15 protein-coding genes are annotated in these 17,469 nt (G+C 66.4%); 7 read left to right on the plus strand and 8 right to left on the minus strand.

Translation table 11 applies throughout. The annotated features are described in order from the left end of the window. Positions 1–38 precede the first annotated feature (38 nt). From J3R73_RS11450 to J3R73_RS11460, 3 genes are all read right to left on the minus strand, one after another. Positions 39–2,300, minus strand: coding sequence for a trimethylamine N-oxide demethylase (locus J3R73_RS11450; protein WP_307426534.1), 2,262 nt, complete (start codon positions 2,298–2,300; stop codon positions 39–41). Positions 2,301–2,537: 237 nt separating this feature from the next. Further along, positions 2,538–3,080: a flavin reductase family protein gene (locus J3R73_RS11455; protein ID WP_307426537.1), complete on the minus strand. Its 543-nt coding sequence runs from the start codon at positions 3,078–3,080 to the stop codon at positions 2,538–2,540. A 52-nt stretch (positions 3,081–3,132) separates the two neighbouring features. Beyond that, entirely contained in the window at positions 3,133–4,545 is a 1,413-nt protein-coding gene (locus J3R73_RS11460) for an acyl-CoA dehydrogenase family protein (RefSeq protein WP_307426540.1), read from the minus strand. Positions 4,546–4,919: 374 nt separating this feature from the next. On the opposite strand from J3R73_RS11460, the gene J3R73_RS11465 reads away from it, so the two are divergent. Further along, complete coding sequence (locus J3R73_RS11465; protein ID WP_307426543.1) at positions 4,920–6,632, plus strand: trimethylamine N-oxide permease; 1,713 nt, start codon at positions 4,920–4,922, stop codon at positions 6,630–6,632. Positions 6,633–7,156: 524 nt separating this feature from the next. Then, positions 7,157–7,840 carry an outer membrane protein gene (locus J3R73_RS11470; RefSeq protein WP_307426546.1) on the plus strand — a complete coding sequence of 228 codons (684 nt, stop codon included), beginning with the start codon at positions 7,157–7,159 and terminating at the stop codon, positions 7,838–7,840. 152 nt (positions 7,841–7,992) lie between these two features. Here the strand turns inward: J3R73_RS11470 and J3R73_RS11475 are convergent, their stop codons facing one another. Further along, positions 7,993–9,402 carry a DEAD/DEAH box helicase family protein gene (locus tag J3R73_RS11475; RefSeq protein ID WP_307426548.1) on the minus strand — a complete coding sequence of 470 codons (1,410 nt, stop codon included), beginning with the start codon at positions 9,400–9,402 and terminating at the stop codon, positions 7,993–7,995. Beyond that, positions 9,399–9,641, minus strand: a complete 243-nt coding sequence (locus tag J3R73_RS11480; protein WP_307426550.1) for a DUF3297 family protein — start codon at positions 9,639–9,641, stop codon at positions 9,399–9,401. The genes J3R73_RS11475 and J3R73_RS11480 overlap by 4 nt, the downstream gene beginning before the upstream one ends. A gap of 188 nt (positions 9,642–9,829) precedes the next feature. Between J3R73_RS11480 and J3R73_RS11485 the strand changes: the two genes are divergently transcribed. From J3R73_RS11485 to J3R73_RS11495, 3 genes are all read left to right on the plus strand, one after another. Next, entirely contained in the window at positions 9,830–10,570 is a 741-nt protein-coding gene (locus J3R73_RS11485; protein WP_307426551.1) for an aspartate/glutamate racemase family protein, read from the plus strand. 85 nt (positions 10,571–10,655) lie between these two features. Further along, on the plus strand, positions 10,656–10,826 hold the full coding sequence (locus J3R73_RS11490; protein WP_307426554.1) for a hypothetical protein: 171 nt from the start codon (positions 10,656–10,658) through the stop codon (positions 10,824–10,826). Between the two features lie 36 nt (positions 10,827–10,862). Further along, positions 10,863–11,150, plus strand: a complete 288-nt coding sequence (locus J3R73_RS11495; RefSeq protein ID WP_307426556.1) for a hypothetical protein — start codon at positions 10,863–10,865, stop codon at positions 11,148–11,150. 268 nt (positions 11,151–11,418) lie between these two features. On the opposite strand, the gene fabI is transcribed toward J3R73_RS11495, so the two are convergent. From fabI to fabA, 3 genes are all read right to left on the minus strand, one after another. Next, the gene (gene fabI / locus J3R73_RS11500; protein WP_307426559.1) at positions 11,419–12,258 is read right to left on the minus strand and encodes an enoyl-ACP reductase FabI; all 840 of its coding nucleotides are present in this window, start codon (positions 12,256–12,258) and stop codon (positions 11,419–11,421) included. A 242-nt stretch (positions 12,259–12,500) separates the two neighbouring features. Next, a complete protein-coding gene (gene fabB, locus J3R73_RS11505; RefSeq protein WP_307426562.1) occupies positions 12,501–13,727 on the minus strand; it encodes a beta-ketoacyl-ACP synthase I in 1,227 nt (408 codons plus the stop codon). 270 nt (positions 13,728–13,997) lie between these two features. Continuing rightward, a complete protein-coding gene (gene fabA / locus J3R73_RS11510) occupies positions 13,998–14,513 on the minus strand; it encodes a 3-hydroxyacyl-[acyl-carrier-protein] dehydratase FabA (protein ID WP_307426565.1) in 516 nt (171 codons plus the stop codon). 307 nt (positions 14,514–14,820) lie between these two features. On the opposite strand from fabA, the gene deoA reads away from it, so the two are divergent. Continuing rightward, complete coding sequence (gene deoA / locus J3R73_RS11515; protein WP_307426567.1) at positions 14,821–16,152, plus strand: thymidine phosphorylase; 1,332 nt, start codon at positions 14,821–14,823, stop codon at positions 16,150–16,152. Between the two features lie 2 nt (positions 16,153–16,154). Beyond that, the gene (locus tag J3R73_RS11520; protein WP_307426570.1) at positions 16,155–17,372 is read left to right on the plus strand and encodes a phosphopentomutase; all 1,218 of its coding nucleotides are present in this window, start codon (positions 16,155–16,157) and stop codon (positions 17,370–17,372) included. Positions 17,373–17,469 lie beyond the last annotated feature (97 nt).

Here is a 17,469-nt window from a genome sequence, read left to right on the forward strand (position 1 = left end):
GCCGCCTGGCGATGCAGCGTCTCCGGGAGAGGTCCCCCTCACATCCTCACCCTGGTCTTGTCGGGATCGTAATGGGCGAAGCGCACCACCTTGGCCTTGAGCCGCTTCTGGTGGCCGTCGAGCTTGCCGATCTCGATCTCCGTGCCGATGGCGCTCGAGGCGATGTCGACGCGGGCGAGGGCGATGGTCTTGTCGAGGATGGGCGAGCGCATGCCCGAGGTGACCACGCCGATGCGCGCCCGGCCGGCAAAGACGGGGTCGCCGTGATGGGCGCTCTCCCGCCCCTCGATCTCCAGGCCGACCAGCCGGCGCTGCGGCTCCGCCTTGCGTCGGAGGAGGGCCTCGCGGCCGACGAAATCGCCCTTCTTGGAAACCAGCGGCACGGTGAAGCCGATGCCGGCCTCGAACGGGTCCGTCTCGTCGGAGAATTCGTAATGGGCGAAGATCAGGCCGGCTTCGATGCGCAGCATGTCGAGCGCCTCGAGCCCCATCGGCACCACGCCGAGCGGCTTGCCCGCGTCGAACACCGCGTCCCACAGCGCCACGCCGTCGCGCGGATGGCACCAGATCTCATAGCCGAGTTCGCCGGTATAGCCGGTGCGCGACACCACCACCGCCGGCCCCTGCGCATGGCCGAGGCGGCCGATGGCCGAGCGGAACACCCCGAGCTCGGCGACGGAGGGCTGCGTCGGCGGCGTCACCACGATCCGGCCGAGCAGTTCCCGGCTGCGCGGCCCCTGCACCGCGATGTTGTGGAGCTGGTCGGTCGAGGAACGCACCCAGGCCTTGAAGCCCTTCTGCGCGGCGAGGGCGCGCAGATGCACGCCGACATAGGGATCGCCGCAGACGAGACGGAACTGCTGCGGCCCGAGCCGGAACACGGTGCCGTCGTCGAGCATGCCGCCATGCGGATAGCAGATCGCGGTGTAGACGACCTGCCCGACGGCGAGCTTGGTGATGTCGCGCGTCACCGCATGGTCGAGCAACGCCTCGGCATCGGGGCCGAGCACCTCGAATTTGCGCAGGGCGGAGAGGTCGATTACCGCGACCTTCTCGCGGCAGGCCCAATATTCGGCGACCGCACCGTCGGCCAGGAAGGAATTGGCGAGCCAATAGCCGCGATATTCGACCATGCGGCGCGACAGGGGGGCGATCCTGGAATGAAAGGCCGTCTCCTTGGTGAAGACCGGCGGCGAATCGGGTGTCATGCGGGTCGCGATCGCTTTGGGGAATTCATGTTCCGCGCCGTAGACGCGGACCTGGATGTCGGTCGGGTTCCAGCCATTGGCGGGGTCGATATCGTCGGCGCAGGACGAGGCGGCGCAGGTCAGGTCGGTCAGCGCGCGCAGCAGCACATAGTCGCCCGGGCGCGACCACGGCTCGTCCGCGCCGATGGTGCCGTCATGGTTGACCTGCGTGTTGAAGAAGAAATTGATCGCCGGCCAGCCGGGCCGCGCGGCGATGCCGAGCGGGGCCAGCACCTTGTTGAAGTTCTCCGAGCAGGAATCATGGCCCGGATAGCCCATGTCGTCGTAATATTTCATGGTGCAGGCGAGGCCGAACGTGTCGTGCCGCCCGCAGGTATCCTGGATCACCTCGACGGTGGCGCGCATGCGCTGGTCGTAGAATTTCGAGAACAGGCCGGGCCCGGGATAGGCGCGGCCCATGATCGTGCGCGTCGCAGTGGCGTCGAGCCCGCATTCGATGCCTTCGGCCAGCAAAGCGGTGTCGAAGGCCAGGAAGTCCGAGCACTGGCGCCCGTCGATGTCCATGATCTCGATATATTGCCCGGCCTTGACCTCGAAGCGCTCGGCCGTCGCCGCCTTGATGCGCAGGTCGAGCAGGGGCTCGGCGAGCGGGGGCGCCGGCTGGCTGCCGACGGCGGGCCTCGCCTCGGAGCGCGCGATCTCCGCGCCGAAATCGGTGGCGGGGGTGACCGCGTCGGCGGTCGAGGGGGCTGAGGGCACCACCAGGACGAGGGTCATGTCGGCGGCGGCCGACAGGCTCAGCGCCTCGCCGGCGCCGGCCTCACGTCCCGAGACGAGGATGCCGCGTGCCGCGGCGAGGTCGCGGCCGGCGAGGCGATGGCGCGTCGGACCCGCATTCTCGTTGGCGGCGATGAGATCCGCCAAGGCGCCCGGCGGTGCGGCGGGGTGGGAGGAGGGCAGGGTGTCGGCGGGCGAGAAGGCGTAGAGCAGGGCGTCCTGGCCGCCTTCGAGGTCATAGAGGGTGAGCCGGTCGCCTTCCCCGAGCGCGAAGACCTGGCTCGAACCGCCGCGGATGCGCAGGCTCTCATGCATGGCCGGGCCTCGCCGGGGAGGTCTTGAGAACAGGTTTTTGGGCCAGGGGGGCGCGGCCCCTCACCTCTATCCTCTCCCCGCAGGCGGGGCGAGGGGACTTCGACGTCGAGGCCTGCTCCGTGCGTTCGTCATCTCGCACAAGCGCCGGACGCCCCCTCGCCCCGTTCTTACGGGGAGGGGGTAAGGGTGAGGGGCAACGCCCCCCCTTCCAACCGGATATCGCAAGCCCGCCCGCCATCACGTGATCTCCTCGCCGAGCGCTCGGTACCGGCCGCCGAAGAACAGCAGCGGCTCGCCCTCGACATTGTGCTCCATCGCCACCACGCGGCCGACGATGATGCGGTGGTCGCCGCCTTCGTACTGGGCGTAATGCAGGCAGTCGAAGGCGGCCATGGTGTCGGGCAGGATCGGCGCGCCGAAGCGGCCGGCGGTGTAGGCGACGCCGGCCCATTTGTCCTCGCCCTGCCGCGCGAAGCGGCTCGACAAGGCGCGCTGGTCACGGCGCAGCACATTGACGACGAAGCCCGGCGCCTCGAGGAAGGCCTTGAGGCTGCGCGCGGTGTTGGCCACCGAGAACAGCACCAAAGGCGGGTCGAGCGACACCGAGCTGAAGGAATTGGCGGTGATGCCGATGAGCCCCGCCTCGCGGTGGCTGGCGGTGACGATGGTGACCCCGGTCGCGAACAGGCCGAGAGCGCCACGGAATCGCTGGGGATCGAGAATCTCGTGGTGAGAGTCCGTCCCCGCTGCGATCGGCTTGGTTGCAGAGCCCTGGGCCATCTTTCCTCGCATGCTCGTCGAAGGCGGGGCGCCGGAGCGCCCCGGTCCGATCCTACGCCGTTTTGCGCATCGCGCTCGGATTCGCCTCGGCCAGCAGGCGCTCGGCCAGCGCCCTTTTGCCGTCGGCGTCCATCTTCTTGATCTCGTTGTTGAGAACACGCTCGTTGATCGAGGTGTTCCAGTAATCGAGCGCCTCGAAGCCGAGCAGCGAGGCCTTGCCGACGAACTGGCGCAGCACCTCGTTGGTCGGCCCCATCACCCAGCCCGCCTTGGCGTCGCGCAGATAGCGCTCGATCTGCAGCTCGGGCTTGTAGCCGGTGCCGCCGCAGGCATGCAGCATCTTGTCCGAGACATGGGCGACGTTCTTGGCGGCGGCGAATTTGAGCTGCCACAGCCAGTGCAGCAGGCTGGCGCGCGGCAGCACGGTGACGTCGTCCTTGTGGATCGACCAGTCATTGTTGTTGGTGGCGTCGTCGAGCGCCTTGGCGATGAGGAAGTCCATCGAGCGCACGACATTGGTGTCGATGATGGCCTCGCCGACATAGTCCTGGATGGTCGGATAATCGGCGACGCGCATGCCGACATCCTTATGGGTCTTCTTGGTGGTGTGGGCCTTGGCGATGTCGATCATGCCGAGGGCAATGCCGCTCCAGCAGGCCGAGGAGCACAGCAGGAAGTAGGGGTCGACCACCTCGTCATTGGAGCGGGCGCCGTCGCCGACCGGGCCGACCAGGCGGTTCTTCGGCACCACCTTGTTGATCTCCAGCGGGCCGGACTGGTTGCCGCGCAGGCCGAGGCCGTTCCAGCTCGCCGGGTCGTAGCTCGCCTCGTCCCCGAGGATGAGGAAGCAGGACAGGTCGGCGTAATTGCCGTTGAAGTTCGGGCTGGTCGTCTGGACGATATACCAGTCGGCGAAGCCGCCGGAGGTGGTCCACGACGCCTTCTTGCGCACGTGCCAGCCGTCCTTGGTCTCTTCCGCGCCGGAGGAGATCGGGTACCAGAAATGCGAGCCGGTCTCGGGGTCAGAATAGGAGAGGGTGCCGATCAGGCAGTCCTTGTCGATGCGGCTGAGGATGTCCTTGAGGGCGGGGTTGTCATGGTGGCGCAGCAGCGCGGCGGCGACCGCGCCCGTATGCATGGTGTAGCACATCGCCGTCGAGGCGCAGCCATAGCGGGCGATGGTCTCCACCACCATGGCGGCGCAGGTGTGGTTCTCGCCGAGGCCGCCGAGTTCCTTCGGCACGATCAGGCCGAGGAAGCCGTGCCTGGCCAGGATCTGGAAATTCTTGCGCGGATAGATGCGGTTCTTGTCGCTCTCGATCGCATTGGCGCGCAGCTCGGTCTGGCAGAGCTCGATGAGCTTGGCCTGCAGCGCCTTCTGCCGCTCGGTGAGCATCCATTGCGGATCCCATTCGAAGCCGAGGCCCCAGAACGGTTCGCCGCCCCACATTTTCGCTGCCGACATCGCTGCTTCCCTTCGGATCGCCTGTGTGATTTGCGCGGCTGTCATCGCCCGCTGATGGGCTGAAATTTTCCAGACAAGAAACAAGTTTGTCCAGCAGGAAATTATCGGCGGCCGAATTCTTTTCTCCAAGGGCGGTGCGATCGGTGAGAGCGGCGCGCCGGCGGACCCTTGCCTGCCTAAAAAATAATCGCTTTGGCGTGCGTTTGCCGCACCTCGCCGAAAACAAGATATTGACGCCCGGCAGCAGTGTGTCACTCTTCACTCATAGGAAAAAAGAGAGACGGTGGGTAAAGCCTGGCCGTGACGACACACCGTTCCGCCATGGCTGACCGCCGCGCAAAGCATCCATCAGGACGAAGCGTGGGGAACGATTGATGACGACAACGACAGGCTATGTGACGAGCGCGGAAGGCGAGGGCCAGCTTCTGCGCCATATCGATTGGCGCGGCGCCTTCTGGGTGGCCAGCGGCGTGCCGGCGCTGGTGCTGTTCTCCATCGGCGGCATCGCCGGCACGACGGGAACGCTCGCCTTCCTGATCTGGACGGCATCCATGATCATGGGCTTCATCCAGTCCTTCACCTATGCCGAGATAGCCGGCCTGTTCCCGAACAAGTCGGGCGGCGCCTCGGTGTATGGCGCCACCGCCTGGCTGCGCTATTCGAAGTTCATCGCGCCGCTGTCGGTCTGGTGCAACTGGTTCGCCTGGTCGCCGGTTCTCTCGCTCGGCTGCTCGATCGCGGCAGCCTATATCCTCAACGCCCTGTTCCCCATCCCGGTCTTCACGCCGACCTCGCCCGAGGTGGTCAGCTACATCGCCGGCCATGCCGGCACGGCCCCCGCGGACGCGGTCATCGCCGTCACCACTGCGGCGACCCCGGCGATCCGCAGCTGGGCGCTGTTCAGCCACACCCTAGGCCCGGTGGGCTTCTCGCTCAACGCCACCTTCTTCATCGGCGCGGTGCTGATGCTGATCACCTTCGCCATCCAGCATCGCGGCATCCTCGGCACCGCCAACATGCAGAAATATATCGGCCTGCTCGTCATCGTCCCGATGCTGATCGTGGGCGTCGTGCCGATCATCACAGGCCAGATCAACTGGGCGAATTTCTCGCCGCTGGTACCGCTGGCGAGCGCCTATGCTCCCGCGCCCGGCAGCTGGAACATCCCGGGCTGGACCCTGGTGCTCGGCGGCATGTTCATCGCCGCCTGGTCGACCTACGGCTTCGAGACGGCGGTCTGCTACACCAGCGAGTTCAAGGACCCCGGCACCGACACCTTCAAGGCGATCTTCTATTCGGGCCTGCTCTGCCTGCTGCTCTATATCCTCGTTCCCTTCACCTTCCAGGGCGTGCTCGGCCTCGACGGCATGCTGGCGCCCTCGATCGTCGACGGCTCCGGCGTCGCCTCGGCCATGGCGCAGATGGTGCATGGCGGCACGCTCATCACCAATCTCCTGGTGATGCTGATGATCCTCGCCTTGATGCTGTCGATCATGACGGCGATGGCCGGATCCTCGCGCACACTCTACCAGGGATCGGTCGACGGCTGGCTGCCGCGCTACCTCAGCCATGTGAACGCGCACGGCGCGCCGACGCGTGCGATGTGGACCGATCTCGTCTGCAACCTGATCGTGCTCGCCATCGCCTCGACGGACGCGACCAGCTTCTTCTTCATCCTCGCCGTCTCCAATTGCGGCTATATCATCTTCAACTTCCTCAACCTCAATGCCGGGTGGATCCATCGCGTCGACAACGGCCATATCGCGCGGCCCTGGAAGGCGCCGGCCTTCGTCATCGCGCTCGGCGCCATCTTCGCCTATGTCAACGCCGTCTTCATGGGCGCCGGCGCCAAGACCTGGAACCCGAACGCGCTGTGGGCGGGGCTCATCTTCGCCGCGCTGATCATCCCCGTCTTCTGCTTCCGGCATTATGTGCAGGACGGCGGCAAGTTCCCCGAGCACATGCTGGCTGATCTCGGCCTCAAGCAATCGGACCTCGCCGTGAAGAAGGCGGGCATGCTGCCTTATCTCACCCTGGTGGCGGGCCTCGCCGTGGTTCTCCTCGCCAACTGGTTCTTCGTGCTCTGAACAGAGGCGATTGCGGCAAGACCGAAGCAGGAGGGAGACGCGCGCTCCCTCCTTTTTTATGGCAGGGCGGACGCCGGGGCGCCGCCGCGCGCCGGCAGCCGGTCAACCGGCTGCGACCTCGTTGCTGCCGGCGCGACTGCCGTTTTCTTTCGGCCGGCGTAATGCCGCGGCGCAAAAGCAATTGAACGCCGCACCGCTCGGGCCCTATTGCCTGGTGGTGCGCCGATACCCACCCTTTCGTCTGCGTTTCACTTCGACATTTCAATGTTATATTGCAGCATTTCTTATGTAATGTTTTCGGGGGCGATCGGAAATATGAAGAATTGATGCCTGTTGTGATTGGATGAACGAATATTCATCCGCGATTAACCATAGCAATGAATCTCTAAGCCTGAATTTTGACACAAAATTTACCCCTTCCGGTCAAGAATCGCTGGGTGAGTGTGGCTTTGCGGTTACAGACTCTGCGTCGGTTTTCTGGCATTGTCCGTTCAACGTCTTCTAGTAGTTGGAGTTTGATTTAAATGAAGATCCGTCTGGCCCTCGCGGCCCTCTTGCTCACCTCGACCTCGGCCTTTGCGGCCGATCTCGCCCCCCAGTCGGTCGAGCCTGCTGCGCCGATCGCCGCACCCGTGTTCAGCTGGACCGGCTTCTACGCCGGTGTGCACGCCGGCGCCGTCTTCGGTGACGCCAAGAGCACCGATTCGGAGTTCGGCATCCGCGCCAAGTTCAACAACACCGGCTTCATCGGCGGCGCTCATGCCGGCTACAATGAGGAATTCGACAACAATGTCGTGATCGGCCTCGAAGGCGACATCGACTACACCAGCCTGTCGAAGACGACCTCCCAGACCGTCGACGGCACCTTCGGCTCGGCCAAGTTCAAGAGCGACTGGCAGGGTTCGGTCCGCGCCCGCGCCGGCTATGCCTTCGACCAGATCCTGCCCTACGTGACCGGCGGCGTCGCCTTCGCCGACGAGAAGCTCAGCGTCGAGATTCCCGGCACCGGTTCCGATTCGTCGAGCAAGACCCGTGTCGGCTGGACGGCGGGCGCCGGCGTCGAATACGCTATCGACCAGAACTGGATCGTGCGCGGCGAAGTCCGCTACACCGACTTCGGCAAGCAGAACATGACCCTGCTCGGCGACCGGGTGAAGACCCGCTTCAACGAGACCACGACCGAGCTGGGCGTCAGCTACAAATTCTGATCCTTCGCCATCCGCTATCGTCAAAACCCGGCCTCGTGCCGGGTTTTGCTTTTCAGGGGTGCGGGCGGCGCTCAGAACCCCATGATTCGGGCGGGACAGGATCGCGCCCTCTTTCGGCGGTGCGGGAGCGGACGGATGCCTGTGCTCCCGGGCTATTCCTCGATGACGCGGGCGATCTCGTCCAGCAGGGCGGTGTCGTCGCCGGCCATGCCGTCCATGTCCGCCATTCGGGCGATGACGGTGGCGGCGATCCGCTCCTCGACCGTGTCTTCCGCATAGGCGTAGTAGATCACCGCCCGCTGGCCGTCGCGATGGCAGCGGCCTTCGATCTGCTGCAGCTGGATGGCGCTGTGGCGCATGTCATGGATGACGAGCGAGCGCTCGCGCTCCCCGCCCGGCAATTCGCCGCGGTGGAGCGAAATCGATTCGGTCACGGTGAAGACGACGGCGTCGAGTTCGCCGCGCTGGAACGCGGTCCGCACCGCCTCGTTCTCCTCGCCGGACCGGGTGCCGTTGATCTCGCCGACGCGCCAGCCCCGGCCGGCGAGCCTGGAGGCCAGCAGCGCGCTGGTCTCGAGGAAGGCCACCGACAACGCGACCTGCTGCCCGTTCGCCATCAGATCGTCGGCGAAATCGGCGGTGCCGGCGATGCGCAGGAGGCTGCCCTTCTGGCGGAAGCGCAGATCGGCCGCCCAGCCCGCAGGACGGCGGGTGCTGCCGCCGAGGAGGCCGAGCTCGCGCCGGAATTCGCGCCAGGTCGCCTCGTAGAGGCGGCGCTCGGCGGGCTCGAGAGCCGTGGGCGCGAGTTCCCGCTGCACTTCCGGCCAGCCGGCGATGTCTTCCGGGCGGCGCCTGAGGCCGATGGCCTTCCGGCCCTTGTAGAGGAGTTCGGACATCACCCGCCGGTCGCCGTCATTGGGCTCCCACGACCAGTTCTTCCAGCGGCCGCGCGGGCGCCCGATTCGCAGCGTCTTCATCAGCGCGCGGAAGGAATCGAGGTCGCCGCCGGCGCTGCCCGTCGCCTCCGCCATCAGCCGCGCGAGATAGGACAGCTCGTGCGGCGCCTGGCCGGCCGTCGCGCTCATATAGAGCGTGAAGGAGGCCGCCGCCGCGATCTGGCGGCAGACCAGGCCCTGCTGCGAAGCGGGATTGCGGATACGGTGGCTTTCGTCGATCACCACCAGCGGCCAGATGCGCCTGGGCGTGCCGTGCTTGGCCAGTTCGTTGTTCCGGCCGCGGACGGAACGCCGCGTGCTCGCCGCCGGCGGCGCGAGCAGCGATTTCGTGCGCTCGAAATTGAGCAGGGTGACGGATTTGGGGGCCGCCCCCGCCTGCGCGATCGTCCGCCGCCATTGCGGAATGGCACCCTTGGGGCAGATCACCAGCACCTCGGCTTCCGGCATGGCGGCGATGGCGAGCCAGGCCGACAGCGTCTTGCCGAGACCGGTGAGATCGCCCAGGAGGAAGCCGGACCGGCCGGCCGAACGGGCGGCGAGGATCGCGTCGCGCGCCTGCAGCTGGTGCGGGCGCGGAACGAGTGCCGGGCCGGCGGTTGCGCTCAAGCCTGTGTCCGGAAATAAGGCTCGACCGTGCCCTTGAGCTTGATGGTCAGCGGATTGCCCGCGCGATCCTTGGCGGCGCCGGCGGCGACGCGGACCCAGCCCTCGCTGATGCAGTATTCCTCGACATTGTTCTTGTCGACGCCGTTGAAGCGGATGCCGATGCCACGTCCCAACAAGGCCTCGTCGTAATGGGGGCTGTTCGGATTGACGGAGAGGCGGTCGGGAAAGGTGTCGCTCATGAAGGAATCCTGGGATTGGCTGTTTCGTCGGTAGCGGTGAGACCTAGAGCAAAATGGCCGGCGGTTGAACGGCAATCTTGCGCCCGGCGTTCCCTGCGCGGCTCCGCCATCGTCCGGAGGGCTGCGGAGGCCGGCGGCATGGGCTATTGAGGGGCGGGCCGGCGCCCCTGCCGGCGAAAGGACAAGGCATGGCTCGGCAAGCGGTCATCGGCCTCATCGGCGGCATGAGCTGGGAGAGTTCGGCGGAATATTACTGCATCATCAACCGCGAGGTCCGACGCCGGCTCGGCGGCGTCCACTCGGCCCGCAGCCTGATGTGGTCGGTCGACTTCGGCGACATCGAGCGGCTGCAGCATGCCGGCGACTGGGAAGGGTTGGCCGAGGCGATGCGCGACGCCGCCCGGCGGCTGGAGCGGGGCGGTGCCGACTTCATCGTGATCTGCACCAATACCATGCACCGCCTGGCGGATGCGGTGACCGGCGCGGTTTCCATTCCCCTGCTGCACATCGCCGATCCGACGGCCGAGAGGATCAGGGCAGCGGGACTGCGCCGCGTCGGCCTGCTCGGCACCGCCTTCACCATGGAACAGGATTTCTACACGAGCCGCCTCGCCGGTGCCTACGGCCTCGACGTCGTCATCCCCTACGCGCAGGATCGGCAGGCCGTGCATCGCATCATCTATGAGGAACTCGTCGCCGGCGTGGTGAAGCCCGCCTCGCGCCTCGCCTATCGCGAGGTCATCGCAAGGCTGGTCGAGCGCGGCGCGCAGGCCGTGATCCTCGGCTGCACCGAGATCATGCTGCTGGTTTCGGCGGAGGACAGTGCCGTGCCGCTGTTCGACACCACCACCATCCACGCCCTCGCTGCCGTCGACCGGGCGCTTGCCGTGGGCGGCCGATCGGCCTCGGCCGACGTCGCGCGTGCATAAGGCCGGCGTCCTGCGGTAGAGAAGATATCCGGATAGCACGAGAGGAACCGCTGCGATGGATGAACGATCCCTGAAGAAGGCGAAGATGACCGCCGAGATCGCCATGCTCCTCAAACAGTCCAAGATACAGGCGCTGCAAAGGCACAAGGACGCCCATTCGGAGCGGCAGGCGCGCGAAACGGCAGCCAAGGTCGAGAAGATCCGCGAGGCGATCCGGCAGATCGATGTCGAGATTGCCGAGCAAAAGGGCTCATAGCCTAGAAAAAATGCAACTTACCCATGTTCTCAGCGCATGGATTGGGCACTGACATGCCCGAGCTATGCGCTGAAAGCGGCACTGCGTTGCGGTATGGATTGTTGCAACGCAGCAAAAAAAGAGGAGAATGCACTCAACAGAAAGGAACACATCATGATTTTCGCAAGCATCATCGCTCACCTCAAGGACCGTCTGGCCAAGCGCGCCCGCTTTCGGCGCATGATCGACGAGATCAATTCTCTGTCGAACGCCGATTTGACCGACCTTCGGGCCGATCGCACGGACATGCTCCGCAGCGCCTATCAGGAAGTCTACGGCCACTAAGCAGAAGCGTTTCCCTGGAAACGCTATCGGGTCTCAGTCTTCGTTGAGACGCGTCCTTGACGCTCCGCTGCTTCCGTCAAAAATCGGAAGACGCTTCCAAAAAGCCTCCTGCCGGGGACATATTCGCCCCCGGGGCAGTCGAGCACGAACTTGGCGCACGAACTTGGCGCACGAACTTGGCGATTGGGGAATGCGGACATGCCGTCCGCCTGCCGAAACGCTCAGACCCGCAGGCAGAGCGGACAGGCTGTCCGCCCTCCCGGGACACTTATTCCGCGGCCGCCTTGGTCGGGATGCTGGCCTCTGCGGCTTCCTGTGCCTTCAGCGCCTCGGGATGCGGCATCGAGATGATGTTGTAGCCCGAATCGACGAAGTGGATGTCGCCGGTGACGCCGGTCGACAGGTCCGACAGGAGATAGAGCGCGGAGCCGCCGACCTCCTCGATGCTGACGGTACGCCGCAGCGGGGCATGGCTGCGCTGGTAATTGAACATCAGCCTCGCATCGGCGATGCCGGCGCCCGCCAGGGTGCGGACCGGGCCGGCCGAGATGGCGTTGACGCGAACGCCCTGCGGGCCGAAATCGGAGGCGAGATAGCGCACCGAGGCCTCGAGCGCCGCCTTGGCGACACCCATCACATTATAGTTCGGCATGACGCGCGTCGACCCGCCATAGGTCAGGGTGACGATCGAGCCGCCATGCGGCATCAGCGCCGCCGCACGCTTGGCGATCTCCGTGAAGGAGAAGCAGGAAATCACCATCGTCCGCGTGAAGTTGTCGCGCGAGGTATCGGCATAACGGCCCTTGAGCTCGTTCTTGTCCGAATAGGCGATGGCGTGCACAAGGAAGTCGATCGTGCCCCATGTCGCGGCGAGTTCCTCGAACACCGCATCGACGGAGGCGATGTCCTCGACGTCGCAGGGCAGCAGCAGCGACGAGCCGATGCTGTTGGCCAGCGGTTCGACCCGCTTCTGCAGGGCCTCGCCCTGATAGGTGAAGGCGAGTTCGGCGCCCTGCTTGGCCAGGCTCGCGGCAATTCCCCAGGCGATCGAATGGTTGTTGGCGACGCCCATGATCAGACCGCGCTTACCCTGCATGAGCCCTGTCATGGCGTGCAACTCCAATATCCGGTGTATCGTGTTCGTGCGGACGCCAGCCGATCCGTGCTTGACCAGGCCGTATCCACATCGTTCTTTTAGCACAGTTCGATTAAGCTTCCGGCACTTTGGGCCGGCCGCCGATCACATTATCTATCCCTTTGTTACCCATGACTTTTCGCGGTCATGAACCACGGGCTGTCATGGCCGCCGTCCTCCCCGCGGAAGGGCGGCGTCGGCTGTCCGGCCGGGCCTCACGCGTCGAGACGCTTGAAGACCAGCGCAGCGTTGGTGCCGCCGAAACCGAAGGAATTGGACAGGACGTGGCTGATCTTCGCGTCGTCGATGCGCTTGCGCACGATCGGCATGTCGGCGAAGATCGGATCCAGCTCCTCAATGTGGGCGCTTTCGCAGATGAAGCCATTGTTCATCATCAGAAGTGAATAAATTGCTTCCTGCACGCCGGTGGCGCCCTGCGAATGCCCGGTCAGCGCCTTGGTTGCCGCGATAGGCGGACATTTGTCCCCGGCACCGAACACCTTGCGGATCGCATCGATTTCCGGCGGATCGCCTGCCGGGGTCGAGGTCGCATGCGGATTGATATAGTCGATCTTGCCCTTCACGGTGGAGAGCGCCATGCGGATGCAGCGCTCGGCGCCCTCGCCGGAGGGGGCGACCATGTCGTGCCCGTCGGAGGTCGCGCCATAGCCTGCGATCTCGCCATAGATGCGCGCGCCGCGCGCCTTGGCATGTTCCAGTTCCTCCAGCACGAGGACGCCCGCCCCGGCCGAGATCACGAAGCCGTCGCGATTCCTGTCATAGGGCCGCGAGGCCACCGCCGGCGTCGCATTGTATTTCGAGGACATCGCGCCCATCGCGTCGAACATCACCGCGAGCGTCCAGTCGAGCTCCTCGCATCCCCCGGCGAACATCACGTCCTGCTTGCCGTATTGGATCGCCTCATAGGCATTGCCGATGCAGTGGTTCGAGGTCGCGCAGGCCGAGGAGATCGAATAGTTCAGGCCCTTGATCTTGAACCAGGTCGCAAGGGTGGCCGAAGCAGTCGAGGACATCGCCTTCGGCACGGCGAAGGGCCCGACCTTCTTCGACGAGCCGGACTCACGGGTCTTGTCGGCCGCATCCACGATGGTGCGGGTGGAGGGGCCGCCCGAGCCCATGATGATGCCGGTACGCTCGTTGGAGATCTCGTTCGGCTCAAGGCCGGAATCGCGGATCGCCTGGTCCATGGCGACGTGGTTCCAGGCGGTGCCGCCGCCGTGGAAGCGCATCGCCCGGCGATCGACGAGGGTGGCCGGATCGAGGGTCGGCGCGCCGTACACCTCACAGCGGAAGCCGTGCTGGGCGAACTGCTCGGCCCTCGTGATGCCGGATCTGGCTTCGTGCAGGCTCGACAGGACTTCCTGGGTGGAATTGCCGATCGAAGACACGATGCCCATGCCGGTGACGACGACACGTCTCATGGCGGTCCCTTCCGAAATTGCGCCGGAGCGGTGCCGCTTCAGCCGAAGCGGTCACGGCTGCGCCGCCTAAAACCCGGGTCCCGGAAGCCTGCCTCCGGAACCGCATCCACAACATGCAGGGCCGCTGGCGGCCCTGGATTGATCACACTGAAACCAACGCGGAGCCGGTGCTCCGCGCTTGCCTCCGTCTCATGTCAAAACGCATCAGGATAGGCAAGTCCAGTCTAGCCACGCGGTGCTTCGGCCGTCATGCCCAAAAATGCGCCAGACCTATGCGGGCTGGGTCTGGAACAGACCGACGCGCAGATCCTTGGCCTCATAGATGGTGCGCCCATCCGCCTTCAGCCAGCCGTCGGCGATGCCGAGCACCAATTTTGATTTGAAGACGCGCTTGAAATCGACGCCGTATTCGACGTGCTTGACGCTCGGCAGCACCTGGTCGGTGAATTTGACCTCGCCGACGCCGAGCGCGCGGCCGCGGCCGAGTTGGCCGATCCAGCCGAGGAAGAAGCCGGTCATCTGCCACAGCGCATCGAGGCCGAGGCAGCCGGGCATCACCGGGTCGCCCTGGAAGTGGCAGGGGAAGAACCAAAGGTCGGGCCGGACGGCGAGCGTGGCGCGCACGAGGCCCTTGCCGTTGGGCCCGCCTTCTTCGGAAATCTCGGAAATGCGATCGAACATCAGCATCGGAGGCAGCGGCAATTGCGCATTGCCGGGACCGAACATTTCCCCGCGCCCGCAGGCCAGAAGATCTTCATATTCAAAGCTCGAACGGCGTTCCGCCATTGCGTCTAAGTCCTCATCGACCTGTCAAACCGCACGGCCCGCATGGTTCCACGGCGGGCCGCCGCCTCCCCCTTAACATAGCAACCTGCGTGCCGAAAGCCGGTGGAGACGGGGGCGAGGACTATAAACTTTTATTAATGTTGGCAATTCTTTCGCCGCGCGGTCATGGCTGCCTCCGATCTTCCCGGGCGCTGGCGCCCTTGCATCCCCGACCCGCGGCGCTATCGTCCCCGGCATCGCAACGACCATGCCTGGCACGGGGAGGAAACATGCAGCGCGCGGCCACCGGCTTCCGGATCACGGCGGCATGAGCACGGATCTTCCCCAGGAGATCATCCGCAGGAAGCGTGACGGGAGCGTGCTTTCCGCCGGGCAGATCGATGCCTTCGTCGGCGGCCTCGTCGCCGGCAGCGTCACCCATGCGCAGGTCGCGGCCTTCGCCATGGCGGTCTTCTTCCGAGGCATGACCATGGACGAGCGCATCGCGCTCACGCGGGCGATGACGCGCTCGGGCACGGTGCTCGACTGGTCGGTGCCGGGCCTGCCCGGTCCGGTGCTCGACAAGCACTCGACGGGCGGCGTCGGCGACAATGTCAGCCTGATGCTCGCGCCGCTCGTCGCGGCCTGCGGCGGCTTCGTGCCGATGATCTCGGGGCGGGGGCTGGGCCATACCGGCGGCACGCTGGACAAGCTCGATTCGATTCCCGGCTACCGTTCCCAGCCCGGCCTGGCGCTTTTCCGCAAAGTCGTGCGCGAGGCGGGAGCGGCGATCATCGGGCCGACCCCCGAGCTCGCGCCGGCAGACGGCACCGTCTACGCCGTCCGCGACGTGACGGCGACGGTCGAATCCATCCCACTGATCACGGCGTCGATCCTGTCGAAGAAGCTTGCGGCAGGGCTCCAGGGCCTCGTCATGGACGTGAAGACGGGCTCCGGAGCCTTCATGCCGGACCTGGAGGGGGCGCGGGAGCTCGCGACCTCGATCGCCGCGGTCGCAACGGGGGCGGGCCTGCCGACCACGGCGCTGATCACCGCCATGGACCAGCCGCTGGCGAGCGCGGCCGGCAATGCGGTGGAGATGCGCAACGCCCTCGACTTCCTCACCGGCGTACATCGGGATACCCGCCTCGAAGCCGTCACGCTGGCGCTCGGCGCCGAGATCCTCGTGCTCGGGCGCCTCGCCGGCAGCCGCGAGGAGGGCGAGGCGATGATCGGCAAGGCGCTGGCGAGCGGCGCCGGTGCCGAGCGTTTCGCCAGGATGGTGGCCGGCCTCGGCGGCCCGTCCGATCTCGTCGAGCATCCGCAGAAGCATCTGCCCGTCGCGCCGGTGATCCGGCCGGTCCTTGCCGCCGATGCCGGGCCGGTCGGCGCCATCGACACCCGGGCCGTCGGCCTCGCCGTGGTGGCGCTTGGCGGCGGCCGGAGCCGTCCGGGGGACGGGGTCGACCATGCCGTCGGCTTCACCGCGCTCGCGGCCCTCGGCGACAGGGTGGGGCCGGACCGGCCCCTCGGCATGGTGCATGCGCGCAGCGAGGCGAGCGCTGAAGCCGCTGGCATGGCGCTGCGCCGCGCCTACCGGACGGCGGAGGCCGGGCAGGCGCCGCTGCCGCCGGTGCTCGAGCGGATCGGAGGAGCCTGACGATGGCGCGCGCTTTCGTCCTGGTGATGGATTCCTTCGGCATCGGCTCGGCCGACGATGCCGCCGCCTATGGCGATGCCGGCGCCGATACGCTCGGCCATATCGCCGAGGCCTGCGCCGCCGGGCGCGCCGACCGGGCCGGCCTGCGGTCGGGCCCGCTTCGCCTGCCCGTGCTTGCCGGCCTCGGCCTGGGAGCGGCCGCGCAGGCGGCGACGGGTCGCAGGCCCGCGGGGCTGGAAGCGCCGGGAGATGACGAGGCGCTGTGGGGCTATGCCGAGGAACGGTCGAAGGGCAAGGACACGCCCTCGGGCCATTGGGAGATCGCCGGCTTTCCGGTCCCCTTCGACTGGGGTTATTTCCCGAAGGTCCCGCCGGTCTTTCCGCCCGGCCTGATCGCCGCCATCGTCGCGGAGGCCGGCCTGCCCGGCGTGCTCGGCCTCTGCCATGCCTCCGGCACCGAGATCATCGCCGAACTGGGCGAGGAAAGCGTTCGCAGCGGCAGGCCGATCGTCTACACCTCCGTCGACAGCGTCCTGCAGATCGCCGCTCATGAGCAGGCGTTCGGGCTCGATCGACTGCTCGGCCTCTGCGGGATCGCGCGCCGCCATGTCGATGCGCTCGATATCGGCCGGGTGATCGCCAGGCCCTTCGTCGGCGACGCCGCGACCGGCTTCATGCGCACCGCCAACCGGCGGGACTATGCCGTGCCGCCCCCTGCCGATACCTTGCTCGACATCCTCGCCCGGGCCGGGCGGACCACCGTCACCATCGGCAAGATCGGCGACATCTTCGCTCACCGCGCCACCGGCGAGACCCTGAAGGGCGCCGGCAACGACGCCCTTCTCGATTCTACGCTGGAGGCCATGGACCGCCTGCCGCCGGGCGGCTTCCTCTTCGCCAATTACGTCGACTTCGACATGCTCTACGGCCATCGCCGCGACGTTGCGGGCTATGCCGCCGCGCTGGAGCGTTTCGATGCGCGCCTGCCCGCTTTGCTCGGGCGCCTCGGGGACGGCGATCTCCTTGTGGTCACCGCGGATCATGGCTGCGATCCGACCTGGCCCGGAACGGATCATACCCGCGAATTCGTGCCGGTCCTGGCGCGCCTCGCCGGCCGGCGGGGAACCATCGGCCGGCGCGACAGCTTCGCCGACATCGCCGCGAGCGTGGCCGCGCATCTCGACCTCGGTTGGGACGGCGCCGGACATTCCTTCCTCTGAGGCTTGCCGGAGGGGCCGGCGGCGATTCGCCTCGCTCACCTCTTCTCAACCATGATTCGAAGCGGGTCCGCCATCGCGCTCCCCGTTAACCCGGCGG

The organism is Labrys monachus (assembly GCF_030814655.1).
GTDB lineage: Bacteria > Pseudomonadota > Alphaproteobacteria > Rhizobiales > Labraceae > Labrys > Labrys monacha.

Bases quoted from the DNA above. Each gene is read 5' to 3' on its own strand.
- fabI (WP_307426559.1), bottom strand. From the start codon at position 12,258: ATGACAGGGCTCATGCAGGGTAAGCGCGGTCTGATCATGGGCGTCGCC.
- J3R73_RS11455 (WP_307426537.1), bottom strand. From the start codon at position 3,080: ATGGCCCAGGGCTCTGCAACCAAGCCGATCGCAGCGGGGACGGACTCT.
- fabB (WP_307426562.1), bottom strand. From the start codon at position 13,727: ATGAGACGTGTCGTCGTCACCGGCATGGGCATCGTGTCTTCGATCGGC.
- J3R73_RS11490 (WP_307426554.1), top strand. From the start codon at position 10,656: ATGACCGCCGAGATCGCCATGCTCCTCAAACAGTCCAAGATACAGGCG.
- J3R73_RS11450 (WP_307426534.1), bottom strand. From the start codon at position 2,300: ATGCATGAGAGCCTGCGCATCCGCGGCGGTTCGAGCCAGGTCTTCGCG.
- fabA (WP_307426565.1), bottom strand. From the start codon at position 14,513: ATGGCGGAACGCCGTTCGAGCTTTGAATATGAAGATCTTCTGGCCTGC.
- J3R73_RS11520 (WP_307426570.1), top strand. From the start codon at position 16,155: ATGGCGCGCGCTTTCGTCCTGGTGATGGATTCCTTCGGCATCGGCTCG.
- J3R73_RS11495 (WP_307426556.1), top strand. From the start codon at position 10,863: ATGGATTGGGCACTGACATGCCCGAGCTATGCGCTGAAAGCGGCACTG.
- J3R73_RS11470 (WP_307426546.1), top strand. From the start codon at position 7,157: ATGAAGATCCGTCTGGCCCTCGCGGCCCTCTTGCTCACCTCGACCTCG.
- J3R73_RS11460 (WP_307426540.1), bottom strand. From the start codon at position 4,545: ATGTCGGCAGCGAAAATGTGGGGCGGCGAACCGTTCTGGGGCCTCGGC.
- J3R73_RS11480 (WP_307426550.1), bottom strand. From the start codon at position 9,641: ATGAGCGACACCTTTCCCGACCGCCTCTCCGTCAATCCGAACAGCCCC.
- deoA (WP_307426567.1), top strand. From the start codon at position 14,821: ATGAGCACGGATCTTCCCCAGGAGATCATCCGCAGGAAGCGTGACGGG.
- J3R73_RS11465 (WP_307426543.1), top strand. From the start codon at position 4,920: ATGACGACAACGACAGGCTATGTGACGAGCGCGGAAGGCGAGGGCCAG.
- J3R73_RS11485 (WP_307426551.1), top strand. From the start codon at position 9,830: ATGGCTCGGCAAGCGGTCATCGGCCTCATCGGCGGCATGAGCTGGGAG.